The organism is Nocardia sp. CDC160, assembly GCF_035818795.1.
Taxonomy (GTDB): Bacteria; Actinomycetota; Actinomycetes; order Mycobacteriales; family Mycobacteriaceae; genus Nocardia.
In genome coordinates this window covers 1,010,944-1,024,114 of record NZ_JAYKYT010000001.1, presented here as the reverse complement: position 1 = coordinate 1,024,114, position 13,171 = coordinate 1,010,944, and the positions used below count along the sequence as shown (strand labels likewise).

11 protein-coding genes are annotated in these 13,171 nt (G+C 66.1%); 6 read left to right on the top strand and 5 right to left on the bottom strand.

Annotation, left to right across the window (positions count from 1 at the left end):
* Window positions 1-22 precede the first annotated feature (22 nt).
* Window positions 23-625 carry a TetR/AcrR family transcriptional regulator gene (locus tag VMT40_RS04570; RefSeq protein ID WP_326356685.1) on the top strand — a complete coding sequence of 201 codons (603 nt, stop codon included), beginning with the start codon at window positions 23-25 and terminating at the stop codon, window positions 623-625.
* Window positions 626-1,089: 464 nt separating this feature from the next.
* On the opposite strand, the gene VMT40_RS04565 is transcribed toward VMT40_RS04570, so the two are convergent.
* Window positions 1,090-2,244, bottom strand: a complete 1,155-nt coding sequence (locus VMT40_RS04565; RefSeq protein WP_326356684.1) for an MFS transporter — start codon at window positions 2,242-2,244, stop codon at window positions 1,090-1,092.
* A gap of 127 nt (window positions 2,245-2,371) precedes the next feature.
* On the opposite strand from VMT40_RS04565, the gene VMT40_RS04560 reads away from it, so the two are divergent.
* Complete coding sequence (locus VMT40_RS04560) at window positions 2,372-3,967, top strand: PKD domain-containing protein (RefSeq protein ID WP_326356683.1); 1,596 nt, start codon at window positions 2,372-2,374, stop codon at window positions 3,965-3,967.
* A gap of 134 nt (window positions 3,968-4,101) precedes the next feature.
* On the opposite strand, the gene VMT40_RS04555 is transcribed toward VMT40_RS04560, so the two are convergent.
* Window positions 4,102-5,727: a GMC family oxidoreductase gene (locus tag VMT40_RS04555; RefSeq protein ID WP_326356682.1), complete on the bottom strand. Its 1,626-nt coding sequence runs from the start codon at window positions 5,725-5,727 to the stop codon at window positions 4,102-4,104.
* 195 nt (window positions 5,728-5,922) lie between these two features.
* Between VMT40_RS04555 and VMT40_RS04550 the strand changes: the two genes are divergently transcribed.
* Window positions 5,923-7,155, top strand: a complete 1,233-nt coding sequence (locus VMT40_RS04550; RefSeq protein ID WP_326356681.1) for a cytochrome P450 — start codon at window positions 5,923-5,925, stop codon at window positions 7,153-7,155.
* A gap of 39 nt (window positions 7,156-7,194) precedes the next feature.
* The gene (locus tag VMT40_RS04545; protein ID WP_326356680.1) at window positions 7,195-7,683 is read left to right on the top strand and encodes a glutathione peroxidase; all 489 of its coding nucleotides are present in this window, start codon (window positions 7,195-7,197) and stop codon (window positions 7,681-7,683) included.
* On the opposite strand, the gene VMT40_RS04540 is transcribed toward VMT40_RS04545, so the two are convergent.
* The gene (locus VMT40_RS04540; RefSeq protein WP_326356679.1) at window positions 7,684-9,042 is read right to left on the bottom strand and encodes a cytochrome P450; all 1,359 of its coding nucleotides are present in this window, start codon (window positions 9,040-9,042) and stop codon (window positions 7,684-7,686) included.
* A 120-nt stretch (window positions 9,043-9,162) separates the two neighbouring features.
* Entirely contained in the window at window positions 9,163-9,726 is a 564-nt protein-coding gene (locus VMT40_RS04535; RefSeq protein ID WP_326357192.1) for a TetR/AcrR family transcriptional regulator, read from the bottom strand.
* A gap of 119 nt (window positions 9,727-9,845) precedes the next feature.
* Between VMT40_RS04535 and VMT40_RS04530 the strand changes: the two genes are divergently transcribed.
* Window positions 9,846-10,229, top strand: coding sequence for a hypothetical protein (locus tag VMT40_RS04530; RefSeq protein ID WP_326356678.1), 384 nt, complete (start codon window positions 9,846-9,848; stop codon window positions 10,227-10,229).
* A gap of 22 nt (window positions 10,230-10,251) precedes the next feature.
* On the opposite strand, the gene VMT40_RS04525 is transcribed toward VMT40_RS04530, so the two are convergent.
* Complete coding sequence (locus tag VMT40_RS04525; RefSeq protein WP_326356677.1) at window positions 10,252-11,148, bottom strand: hypothetical protein; 897 nt, start codon at window positions 11,146-11,148, stop codon at window positions 10,252-10,254.
* A 432-nt stretch (window positions 11,149-11,580) separates the two neighbouring features.
* On the opposite strand from VMT40_RS04525, the gene VMT40_RS04520 reads away from it, so the two are divergent.
* Complete coding sequence (locus VMT40_RS04520; protein ID WP_326356676.1) at window positions 11,581-13,038, top strand: HNH endonuclease signature motif containing protein; 1,458 nt, start codon at window positions 11,581-11,583, stop codon at window positions 13,036-13,038.
* Window positions 13,039-13,171 lie beyond the last annotated feature (133 nt).

The window sequence follows — 13,171 nt, the reverse complement described above, 5'->3', positions numbered from 1 at the left end:
CCACAGTCAGAGAGGGGAATCGGTGACCGCAGCAGCCCCCCGCACCGGCCCCGGCCGTCCCCGCGATCCGCAGTTGGATGCCCAGGTGCTCAAGGCCGCCCAGGAACTCCTGGTCCGCGACGGCTACCAGGCCACCACCATCGCCGCCGTGGCCCGGCGCGCGGGCGTGGTCACCACCTCGATCTACCGCCGCTGGCCCGGCAAGCGCGCGCTGGTCGAGGATGCCGTCTTCGCGCTGGACACCGCGAACCATCCGGCCCGCACCGGCGACCTACGCGCCGACCTGCTGGCCTGGACCCGCCTGTTCTTGGATGCCGCCGCGCATCCCGCGGCCCGCTCGGCCATTCCCGGGCTGCTCTCGGAGTATCACGACGACCGGGAGAGCTACCGTCGCCTGCTCGACGGTGGCGAGCGTCCGACCATTGCCGCGCTGCGGGAATTGCTCGCCTCCGCCGCCGATTCCGGTCAGGCGGATCCCGATTGCGATGTCGAGGCGATCTTCGAATTCCTGCGCGGTGCGACCCTGATGCGCGCTCTCACCCATGGCACCGAGGATGCCGACCACTTCAGCCGTCGTATCGCCGACGCGCTGTACGCGGTCGCGCGAACCCCGACGTCAGAGTAGGCCCCACCAATAGATCAGGCAGGCCAGTACGAAGACGACCACGGTTTCCATCGTCAATCCCAATCTTCTTGGCGCTCTTGCCTTCCATGATGCCGTGCGCCGGGCGGCGGGGGCCAGAAATCGGACGAACAAGATCGCTGACCGGTAGCCTTGGACGCGAAGAACCCGCTGTATCCAACACCCCTCGTGGATGAATACAGCGGGTTCGGCGCTGGCCTACCACCCCCTTCGCGGCAGGCCAGGTCTCCCATCGAGAACCGATTGGTTGGTTTGCTGTGGTCGACCCGCCACCCCTCGTAGGTGGGTCGACCCCAGCGTCCCCACCCCCGGTTGGTGGCTCGTCGGGTCCGCCGGTGTGCTCCGGCGTTGACACAAACGATGCCCAGCCGCGCTTGGCGCGGCCTTAACAAGATCTTGTATTCATGAAAGGTCCTGGCAAAGGGCCATTTTCGAGATAGTGGACGTCAATTGCGAAGCTCGCGACCGAGTCTCAGGGTGTAGAGCAGCACGGCCACCGCGGTCAGGGCGAGCAGTATGTAGCCGACGGTGTATTCGTCGGTGGCGCTGTAGACCGCGCCCATGACCAAGGGCGGGAAGTAGCCGCCGAGTCCGCCCGCCGCGCCGACCAGACCGGTCACCGTGCCGACCCGGGCGGGCTCCACCAGCCGGGCGATGAGGGCGAACACGCCACCGGTACCGAGGCCGAGGAAGAAGGCCATGAGCACCAGGCTGACCCCGGCCGGAATCTCCGGTTCCGGCTTGAACGCCAGCACGATGGCCATGATCGCGGCACCCGCGAAGGAGATGACCAGTACCTTGATCGGTCCCAGCTTGTCGGACAGGGTGCCGCCCAGCGGTCGCGCGAGCACGCCCGCGATGGAGAAGCCCGCGGTGCGCAGTCCGGCCTCGGACTGGGAGAACTCGTAGACGTTCTTGAGCACGGTGGGCAGGTAGGTGGAGAAGGCGACGAATCCGCCGAAGGCCAGCGCGTACAGGATCGAGCCCTGCCAGGTGGCCTTGAGTTTCAACGCGTCCATGATCCGGGGCAGTGCCGGTTCGGTGGCCGGTTTCCACTGCGGGGAGTTGCGGCTGAACAGCCACATGATCGCGCCGAGGATCGCCAGCGCGACGGCCATCAGCACGTGGGTCTGGGCCCGGCCGAGGTGATCGACCAGGCGCGGGGTGAGCAGGGCCGAGAGTGCCGTGCCGCCCATGCCGAGGCCGAACATGCCGGTGGCGAAGCCGCGGCGGGCCGGTTCGAACCAGGAGTTGACGAACGGGATGCCGACGGCGAACGACGTGCCCGGTATGCCCAGGAAGAATCCCCAGATGATCAGTGCCACAAAGGAATTCGACCAGCCGACCAGCAGCACCGGGATGATCGAGACGACGGCGATGACGGTGAACATGAGCCGCCCGCCGAACTTGTCGGTGAGCACGCCGATGGGAATGCGTCCCAGCGACCCGACCAGGACCGGAGTCGCCACGAGCAAGGACTGCTGGCCCGGTGAGAGGCCCAGCTGCTTGGTGTAGCTGCTCGATAGCGGACCAATCAGATTCCAGGCCCAGAAGGTGAGGGCGAAGGCCAGTGTTGCGAGTGTCAGATTTCTCGCGTTCATCCCCTTTGTCTAACAGAAATGCAGGTAGAACGGACTAAATTCGGCCATCTCGGCGCGCCTCACCATCTCGTCCCGACCGGTCCGCACCATGTCTGCTGTCAGATTGCGGATCTCCCAGGAGGAGCATGTGAAGTTGTGGCGATCCCGGCAAGGCCGCGCAGTCCTGCTGCCGACCTTGACGGGTGTGCTCGCGGTGGCCGGAACCATCATCCAGGCCGGAGCACCGGCCGCGGCCGACCCCCCATCGGACCTACCCCTGATCCTCGACGTCAGCACCCCGCACGACGGGCCCTGCGACGGCCCGCTGCACGGCACCACCGCCGTCTACCTCCCGCCGGGCGTGCCCGCCCACGCCGAGGTGGAATGGCGAATCCTGGGCGGCGGCCAGCCGATTCGCACCGGCATCACGGTGGTACAGAACGATGTGATGACCGTCGGCTTCGACATCCGCCGCGACGAACTGCCCCCCGACGGCCTGCTCCGCGTGGACGCTCGCGCCCGCGTCCCCGGCGGCGACGTGACCGGCTACGGCAAGCCGTGGAGCTTCCGCGTGAACACCGAATGCCGTCCGCTGCACGTGGTTTCGGTCGGCGATTCGGTGCTGTGGGGGCAGGGGCTGGACCGCGACCGCACCTTCGCGGACCTGTTCACGCAGGCGCTGGGCACCCGCACCGGCCGCACCGCGCAGCTACACGACTACACCACCTCCGGCGCGACCCTCGACGCCCCGGCCCAGCACGTCGACGGCTGCCCCCGCGGCGACGACGCCACCCTCGATGTCTTCTGCCAACTCGAGCAGGCCGCGGCCGAGGCCGCCGCGAACGGCTATCGAATCGACCTGGTCCTCATGGACGGCTGCCTCAACGACCTGGACCCCTTCTTCGGCATCCCCGTCGGCGTCACCCCCGGCACCCAGGACCTGGCCGCCGCGGTGCGCCGCGAATGCGGCGGCGTGGGCGCGGACGCGGCGAATCCGGCCGCCGACCTCCCGTACTTCAGCGGGGCCAAGCTCGGCTACGGCGGGCGCGGCATGCGCGAGGCCATGCAGGCCGCCCATGAGCTGCCCGGTGCGCCGAAGGTGTTGGTGGGCGACTATTTTCACGGCTACGACGCGGGCCGGGTCCCGCAGGGGCTGACCCAGCGGTGGTCGGAATTCGTGCGACTGTCGTCGGAGGTGTTCCGGCAGGCCGCGGCGGATGCGAACGCGGCTGCCGGGGAGACCTTCGCGGCGGCCGCGGACGGCCTGTTCACCCAGGACGCCGTGCCGACCGGGGACCGCAGACCGGCCATGAATCCCCTTGGCGACGAGGCGATCTCGCTGCGCCAGCTGGCCTGTGCGCAGCCCGGTCTGCCGCAGTGCCTGACCGTGCCGGTCGCGGCGGCGGCCGACGCCGACGGCGCGCGCAAGTACGCCGACGCCTTCCTGCTGAACCCGCGCGTCAACGAATGGTTCGGTGGCGGTGCGGCACTCGGCGACGGCTTCACGGCCTCGTCGCACAGCACGACCCCGGGCACCCCGGTCGTCTTCGATGCGGCCAAGGCGGGCAGTGCGATCCGCCAATACGACTGGTACTTCGGCGACGGCTCGCACGAGACCACCACCGAGACCACCATCGCCCACACCTACAACGGCCGCGGCCCGAACCTGCCGCGCCTGGTGGTCACGGACATGACCGGCCACCGCAGCCTGTTCGAACTCGACCGTCCGGTCATGGTCGACTGAGTCGGTAGCAATACGACAGCCCCGGGCCGAGAGGAAAGGGCCCGGGGCTGTCAGCGGTGACGGAGCAACCAGGGAAGTAGCAGCGCCCTCCACCGCGGTTCGGGGGTTCAGGGGCAGAGCCCCCGAGTTTGGAATTACCCGATGAATTCCGCCGCCTTCTCGCCGATCATGTAGCTCGGCGCATTGGTATTGCCGCCGGTAATGCTCGGCATGATCGACGCATCCGCCACCCGCAGCCCCTCGATGCCGCGCACCTTGAGCGTCGGATCCACCACGGCCCGCTCGTCCACGCCCATGCGGCAGGTGCCGACCGGGTGGTAGATCGAGTGCACGCGGTTGGGCAGCTCGCGCCGCAGCGCGGTCTCGTCCATCAGCGCGGGCCCGGGGGCCAGCTCCTCGGTCCAGTCGCTCGCAATGCTCTTGTGCGCCATGATCTCCCGGATCATCCGGATGCCCTCGACGAGGAATTCGGTGTCGCGGGGGTCGCTCAGGTAGCCCGGGTCGATCAGCGGCGAGGCGAACGGATCGGCCGAGGCCAGCTTCAACTCACCGCGGCTCTTCGGGTAGATGAGGCTGGGGAAGATGGTGAAGCCGGGGCGACGATCGACCAGGTGCAGTTTGTCCTCGTCCTGGTTGGGGATCGGGTAGCTCCACGGCAGGGTGTGGATCTGCATGTCCGGGTAATCGCCCTCGGCGAACTTGGTCTTCACGAAGCCGCACGCCTCGAAGACCGTGCGGCCCATCCACGAGCTGCCCGGGCGGCGCAGCTCCTGCAGGATGCCGCTCGCGAAATGGGTCGGAATGCCGCGGTGGATGGCCTTTTTGGAGATGAAGGTCATGGGGACGAACAGGTGGTCGTGGAGGTTCTGGCCGACGGGCAGGTCGGCCACCACCTCGATGCCGTGCTCGCGCAGATGCGCGGCCGGGCCGATGCCCGAGAGCATGAGGATCTGCGGCGAGCCGATGACACCGCCGGAGACGATGACCTCCTTGGCGGCCCGCACGACCCGGCGGGTGCCATTGCGTTCCACGATCTCGACGCCGGTGGCGCGTCCCTTCTCGATCACCACGCGGGTGACGTGCGCGTGCGTGACCACGGTCAGGTTCTCGTTCGGCATATCGGTGATGAAGCCGCGAGAGGAGCTGTAGCGCAGGCCGTTTCGCACGGACTGCTGGAAGATCGAGATGCCCTCCTGCGATTCGCCGTTGTAGTCCTCGATGATCGGCGCACCGAGGGTGTCGGCGGCGGCGGTCATGAACTCCTGGGCGATCGGGGTGAGGTCCTGCTGGCGGGTGACCTCGATGGGGCCGCCGGTCGCACGGTAGTCGTTGTCGCCGTCCTGCCAGTTCTCCAGGCGCTTGTAGGCGGGCAGCACGTCTTCGTAGCTCCAGCCGGTATTGCCCTCGGCGGCCCAGGAATCGAAGTTGGCCCGGTTGCCGCGCACGTAGAGCATGCCGTTGACGGAGCTGGAACCGCCGAGCACCTTGCCGCGGGTCATCGGGATCCGACGGTCGTTGGCGTGCTTCTGCGGGATGGAGAACTGCTTCCACGTCACGCGCTTCTTCAGCTGCGGAACGGTGTGCACCATGCTGATCGCACCCGGCATGGTGACCATGCGGGTGTTGTCCTTGCGTCCGGCCTCCAGCAGGATGACCCGCGCGCCGCGCTCGGCGAGACGTCCCGCCACGACGGCACCGGCGCTACCCGCGCCTACGACGACGTAATCGGCCTCGTTCGTGGAGCCCGGGGAAGCGGTCATATCAGTTACCTCATCTTCGAGTGCGCCTGGCATCACTGTAGAACAAGTTCTAGTCTGCCGAGTGGCTGGACGCAATGTCCAGTAGCAAGATCAACTGGCCGGAAACGCCGCCCAACCGCAGGTCGACGTGGTTGAATCGGTGTGAAACACGTTCCAATTTCGTGATCATAGCGGCACCTTGCCCGAGGAGGAACAGTGTCTGTTCCGTCATTACCGGCCGGATTCGACTTCACCGATCCCGCGCTGTGGGCCGACCATAGCCCCGCCGAGGAGTTCGCGCTGCTGCGGCGTACCGCACCGATCTGGTGGAATGCGCAGACCCCCGCGCAGGCGGCGCCCATGGACGACGACGGCTATTGGGTGATAACCCGCCACGAGGACGTCAAGGAGATATCCCGGAAACCGGAACTCTGGTCCTCGAATCGCAAGGGCTCCATCATCAGAATGCCCGCCGACTCCCAACCCGAACAGTTGGAGTTGGGGCGGGAGGCACTGCTGGTGAATATGGATCCGCCCAAGCACACCAAGATTCGGCGCATTGTCTCCAAGGGTTTCACGCCCCGCGCCATCGAAGGCCTGCGGGCCGCGCTCACCGCGCGCGCGGAAAAGATCGTGCGGGAGGCGAAAGCGAGCGGCGGCGGCGATTTCGTCGCACAGGTGGCATGCGAACTGCCGCTGCAGGCGATCGCGGAACTGCTGGGGGTGCCGCAGGACGACCGGCACAAGCTGTTCACCTGGTCGAATCAGCTGCTCAACTACGACGATCCGGAATTCGCGGGCCAGAACATGACCGCCAATGCCGAACTGCTCGGGTACGCCTACAACATGGCCGAACAACGCAAGTCCTGTCCGGCCGAGGACATCGTCAGTCAATTGGTGACCGCGGATGTGGACGGCGAGGCGCTGGGTTCCGACGAATTCGGATTCTTCGTCATCCTGCTGTCGGTGGCGGGCAATGAGACCACGCGCAATGCCATCGCGCACGGCATGAAAGCCTTTGTGGACAACCCGGATCAGTGGGAGCTGTATCGGGAGCGTCGCCCGCGCACCGCGCCCGATGAAATCGTGCGCTGGGCCACCCCGGTGACGGCATTCCAGCGCACCGCCACGCAGGACACCGAACTCGGCGGGCAGAAGATCCTGGAGGGTCAGCGGGTCGGATTGTTCTACAGTTCGGCCAATTTCGACGAGGAGGTCTTCGACGATCCCTTCTCGTTCGATGTGCTGCGCGACCCGAATCCGCACGTCGGATTCGGCGGCACCGGAAACCATTTCTGCGTGGGCGCGAATATGGCGCGGCTCGAAATCGATCTCATGTTCAATGCCATTGCCGACGCCATGCCGGGGATCGCCGAGGTCGCGCCGCCGCAGCGGCTGCGGTCGGGGTGGATCAACGGGATCAAACACTGGCAGGTGCGCTACTCCTGAACCGCGCATCCCGCCGAACCCGTTCTAGGATCGGTATTCGTGACCACTCTTCGCGAGATTCCGCTGCGCACCCTGACCGATAAGCCCACGACGCTCGCCGAACTGGCGGGTGACAAGGTCGTGCTGCTGGTCAATGTCGCCTCCAAGTGCGGGCTCACCCCGCAGTACACCGGCCTGGTCGAACTGCAGCAGACCTACGGGCCGCAGGGTTTCACCGTGGTCGGTGTGCCGTGCAATCAGTTCATGGGCCAGGAGCCGGGCACGGCGGAGGAGATCGCCGAATTCTGTTCCACCACTTACGGCGTGGATTTCCCGCTGCTGGAGAAGTCCGACGTGAACGGCGAGGGCCGGATTCCGCTCTACCAGGCCCTCACCACCACCGCCGATGCCTCGGGTGAGGCCGGGGATATTCAGTGGAACTTCGAGAAGTTCCTGATCGGGCGCGACGGAACCGTGCTGGGTCGGTTCCGGCCGCGCACCGAGCCGAAGGATCCGGCCGTCGTCTCCGCGATCGAGGCGGCGCTGTAGTCAGCTCGGCCGTGCGCGCCTGCGGTAGCGGACCGCGCACGGCTGTTGCAGCTGTACCACCATCTTCGAGTGGTCGTTGCGGTAGCTGTCGGACGGCTGGGCCAGCTCGAATTCCCAGTCCCGCAACAGGATCGAGAAGATGGCCTTGAGCTGCATGAGCGCGAAGGCCGCGCCGACGCAGCGGTGCCGTCCCGCGCCGAAGGGGATCCAGGTCCAGCGATTGGCCAGATCCTCCTGGTTGGGATCGAGGTAGCGGCCCGGGTCGAAGCGCTCCGGATTCGGGAATGCCTCCGGAATCCGGTTGGAGACAGCGGGACTCGCGGCCACCAGATCACCGGGATCGATCCGGTGCCCGCAGACCTCGAACTGCTCGCGGGCGACGCGCATGAGGATGATGAGCGGCGGGTGCAGGCGCAGTGCCTCCTTGAGCACCGCCTCCAGGTTCGGAATCTGGCGCAGGGCATGGAAACTCACGTCCTTGCCGTCGGCGTAGAGATCGTCGAGTTCGGTGACGACCCGCTCCAGAACATCCGGGTGCCTGAGCAATTCGATGATCGTCCAGGCTGCGGTTCCGGACGTCGTGTGGTGACCCGCGAACATCATCGAGATGAAGATGCCGGTGATCTCGCTCGCCGAGAAACGCGGCCGCCCTTGCTCGTCGGGAATCGACACCAGCACATCGAGCATGTCCCGGTCGTCCTTGCCCCGCGGCGGATTCGCGAGCCGCCCGGCCATGATGTGCCGCACCAGTTTCACCAGCTCCCATCGCGCCTCGTCGCGACGGCGAAAGCTTTCGATGGGTGCGTACGGATCCACGTAGCAGTAGGCGTCGGTGCCGCGCTCGAGTTCGTGGTACAGGTGCGCGAAGCGGTCGTCGAGCTCCTCGCGGAACTTGGTGCCGATCAGGCAGGCCGAGGACGTGTAAATGGTGAGTTCGGCGAAGAATTCGAGCAGATCGATCTCGCCCTCGTCACCCCAGCGGGCCAGCATGCGATCCACCTCGCGGGCGATGGTGGTGGCGTGGCCGCGCATCTGCTCGGCGCGCAGGGCGGTGTTGTGCAGCATCTCCTTGCGGCGCTCGGGCGGCGCGTCGAAGACCACGCCCTCGCCGAAGATGGGCTTCATGAACGGATACGCCGCGGCCTGATCCAGCTCGTCATCGCTGGCGCGGAAGAAGAACTCGTTGGCCTGCGCGCCCGTCAGCAGGATGACGTCGCGATCCGCCAGTCGGAACGAGCCGATATCACCGCATTCTTGCCGCACCCGCGCCATGAGGGCGATGGGGTCGGTGCGGAATTCCTCGAGGTGGCCGTGCTCGTGCTCGCCACCGGATACCGCGCGCGGTTTGACCAGGGTCATCTGTGACCTCCCGGGTAGACACCTGTCCAGACGGTACTACGGAAGGCATTGCACGGCAAGGGATCTCACGAAATCGCGAGATATTCCGGAATGGTTGTTTCAGGGTTTCGGGATGCGCATTCAGGGTTTGAGGATGCGCAGCGCGGATTTCTCCATCCGCTCGGCAATTTCGGCGTAGGACGCATAACCCATGCCCGCGCGGACCAGTGCTCCCGCGTAGATCATTTCCAGTGTTTCTACGAGTTCGGGATCGGCGTCGCCGCCCAACGCGTCGATCAACCGCCGCCGGATCTCGCTGCCGATCCGCAGCCGCAGATGCGCCACATCCGGATCGGTGCCCAGCAGCGCGGCCGTCACCGCTCCGGCCAGGGTCGGCTCGTCGGCCATCAGCATGGCGATCTGCCGCAGCACCGCCAATACCCGCGTGGTCGAATCGGATCCGTCCTCGGCGGGCGCGTCCGTCGCGGCCAGGCGCCGCCAGAACATCTCCGCGACCAGGTGTTCCTTGGAGCTGAAATAGGTGTACGCGGTAGCCGTACCCACCCCGGCCTGCGCCGCCACCATCCGCACGGTCAACCCGGCGAACCCCTCCCGCGACAGCACGTCCATGGCCGCCCGCGTCAGCCTGTCCACGGTATCGGCCTGCTTCTCGGTGAGCCGCCGCCGGGTGGCCTCCATGCTCACCGCCGACCGAGCGGAATAGGGATCAGACACGTGTCCGGATGCTACTATGGCCAAGCCCCCCGAGCAACCAGCGCCAAACCGAATCCGCCTGAATAAGCGTCGTGGAGAAAGGCTTTCGAATGACCTCCCCGATGCTCACCGCCGTGGTTCGCGAATTACCCGCACTCCCCGAGCAAATCGCCGACGCTGTGCGCCCATACATCGGTAACGGCACCATCCTGGAAGTCGCGACCACCGCCGAATCAGCCGACCCAAATTCCTACCGCGAAGCAGTCGCGGCCTGGCGCACCCCGCTACGCCTACTCCTCATCCTCGACCCGGACTCCGAATCGACCGCCACCCGCGCCTATGCCGACTGGGGCCATTGGATCGCAGGCGGCGGCCTGCTCGCCCTCCGGAATGCCAACGACCTCCACCGCCGAATCCTGCTCGGCGGCAAATACCGTGACCTCGCCACCGTCGGCCCCGTCCACATCCTCCAGCGCCTCGCCGCCTGCAACTAGCCGAATCCCTCAGCGCCCACGGTCAGCGTTTGACGACGATGCGCGGGTTCACCGCGCACATGTGTGCGAGGGCGTGGTCAGGGATCAGTTCCCGGGGGCACACGGTGGGGCGAGTGGTGGTCACGACGGCGATTGGGCCGTGCAGCGTGATCGAGCGGATTGACGAATAGGGAGTCCTGGTCCAGACGTCGGCCTGCTGGAAATCGACTGCGTCCGAGCCGTAGCGGACGGTGAGTGGCAGTCCGGGTGGCACGGCCAGACCGTACGACTCGGTTAGCTGGCGCAGGGTTGTCACCGCCACCGTTGCTAAGAATCCCGCGATCACCACCAAGAGGGCGAGCGCTATCGCGATCCCCAACCGATTGTGTGCGAGTAGCGCGACTCCGAGGGGCATAGCTGCCAGGGCGAGGGCCGTGCCCAGCAACGGGCGCAGGGCATACGGGGTGTGGGTGCGGGCCATTCGCCCGGCCGTGTCGGTTCCAGCGACGAATGTTGCGGTCGGCTTTTCGACGGTCGGAATGGGCGGCAGTTCGGTGACCGCCGATTCATTCACGGGTCCGCCGCCGCGCCGGGCGGCGGTGATGAGCCCGATGCTCCACTCGGGGAACAGCTGCTCGGGGAGTGCTAACAGGCCTCCCCGGTAGCGCAACACCACCGCGCCGGGGTAGCCGGTGTATACGGATCGAATATCGCTGTAATACATCCTGGTGCGGCCCCGAGAGCTGCTGGTATCCAGGGCATCCGGTCCGAAACGGATGGCCTGCACCTGGCCGGGGACGAAGTTCGCCTTCGCGAGGTTGGTGTATCTCCGGACCACGCTACCTTTTCCGGTTAGGCGGGCCACCAGACTCGCCCCGAAGACCATCGCGCCGAGGATCGCGCCGTCGCGTCCAAGAAAAAGCGTGATCACTCCGGCCACTCCGCCCCACAGTAGAACGAACCACACCCATGAAATTGGGCTCCGCTGCCCCCAATTCGCTAGGGCCATCCCTAGGCGTACGGCTGTGTCCGGCTGCGCCGTGAACACGGCGTGCGGCTGTTCCAAGGGTGGAATAGGCGGTAGCGGAACGAATTCCGCCGCCGTGGTGTCGCTCGGATCTCCGGGTGGCACCTGGTCTTGCTCCCAGCCCGGATAATGCATCGGGCTGGCTTCACCTTCACTCACTCGGCGAAGCTTAAGACTGACCGGAGTAGTTTGCGGACCGGGCGGTCTTATGGTGTCGGCGGACCGGATCAACGCGCGGACAGCCTTCGTGGGTCCGAGTTGAATTCTATTGATAGCCAAAGAATTACACGGTGTGTTGGATCGATCATGCTGTTGTGTCGGGGGTTTCGAAATTATGATCGATTTATGAGTGAAATCGCTGATGAGTGGGCCGCTGCTGAGGAGGTGGTGGAGCGGCTTCGTGTGGTGCACTCGGAGATTGCTGTGTTGCAGGCTGAGGAGACGGCGTTGATGACGTTGTTGTATGAGACTCGCCGCGCTCAGCAGATTGCGCTTGGGGTGGGGCTGGCGCATGCGGGGGAGGATGCGGCTACTGAGATTGGGGTGGCGCTCAAGGTTTCGCAGCGGTCGGCGGATAATTTGATCGGGCTGGGGCTGGGGCTCAAGCATCGGTATCCGTCGGCGGGGGTGGCGTTCGCGGAGGGGCGGATTGATCTGCCTCGGGTCCGGGCTATCAGTGAGACGCTCACCAATGTGTCCGAGGAGCTGCTCGCGGAGCTCGAGCCCAAGGTTGTTGCGTTGGCGGAAAAGGTTGACCCGCAGCGGGTTCGGCGTACGGCGCGGCGGTGGATTGCCGAGGCTGATCCGGAGGGGCAGGCCGTGCGGCGCAAGGAGGCCGAGGCTGAGCGGTATGTCAGTGTCAATGCTGCCGATAACGGGACCGCTGTGGTGGATGCGGTGTTGCCTGCTGCGGGTGGGCGGACGCTGTACGAGCGGTTGCGGGAGATGGCTTGCACTCAGGTGTGTGGGGAGGATCCGCGCACTCAGAATCAGCGTCGGGCTGATGCTTTGGTCGCGCTGGCCGATGGCAGTGGGCGGCTGAGCTGTCTGTGTGGGCGGGCGGATTGCCCGCGCGCGGACACCGATGCGGAGTTGCCGGTGGCGCGGAAGGCGTTGGTGCAGGTGGGTGTGTCGGCGGAAACGCTTGCGGGGCTGCGGGACAACCCGGGTCTGCTGGCGGGGTTTGGTGCTATCGATGCCGACCTCGCGCGGCAGATTGCGCGGCACGCTCGCTTCGAGATCATCACTGAGACCAGCGGTACGGATGCTGCGGCTCCCGCACCGGTCGAAAACGCCGGTGGGAATGCCGAATTGCGGTACCGGCCGGGTGCTCGGATGGCCGGGCGGGTGCGTGCGCTGGATGGGATCTGCCGGGCGCCGGGGTGTCAGGTTCCGGCGGCGGATACCGATCTCGATCATCAGGATCGGTTCGATCATGCGGAACCCCACAAGGGGGGTCGCACCAGCGAACACAATCTTGGAGCGCGGTGTCGACGCCATCATCGGCTGAAGACACTTGCGGATAATCAACGCAATGGCTGGCGGATTACTCACCATCCCGGGCGGGAGGTGGAATGGCGCACGCCCAGTGGCGATTCGGTGACCACTGCTCCTGAGGGGACGCCGTTCCTGTTTCCCACGGAAGCTGTTGCGCCGGTGACCGCTGGCGGGGTGCCCGATGCTGAGACCATCAGCCCGTTCATTGATCCGGGGCCGGTGATCAACGGGCTGATGGAAATGGTGCACGTTTACTGCACACCGTCTCAGCGGCGTGCGTTCTGGCGGGCTCGGCGCAATATGTGATTCGGATGCTCGAGGTCAGGTAACCCGGGGGAAGACTACTTGGGTGGATGACTGACGACTGGAATCCTCTCGATGGCAGGTACCGGAAGTGTGGTTGCGTCGCCTGCCCTACCGGACTTGGGCTGACGCCGGG

Coding starts and splice junctions, on each gene's coding strand:
- VMT40_RS04540 (WP_326356679.1), bottom strand. CDS start 9,042: ATGACCCTGGTCAAACCGCGCGCGGTATCCGGTGGCGAGCACGAGCAC.
- VMT40_RS04555 (WP_326356682.1), bottom strand. CDS start 5,727: ATGACCGCTTCCCCGGGCTCCACGAACGAGGCCGATTACGTCGTCGTA.
- VMT40_RS04530 (WP_326356678.1), top strand. CDS start 9,846: ATGACCTCCCCGATGCTCACCGCCGTGGTTCGCGAATTACCCGCACTC.
- VMT40_RS04520 (WP_326356676.1), top strand. CDS start 11,581: ATGAGTGAAATCGCTGATGAGTGGGCCGCTGCTGAGGAGGTGGTGGAG.
- VMT40_RS04565 (WP_326356684.1), bottom strand. CDS start 2,244: ATGAACGCGAGAAATCTGACACTCGCAACACTGGCCTTCGCCCTCACC.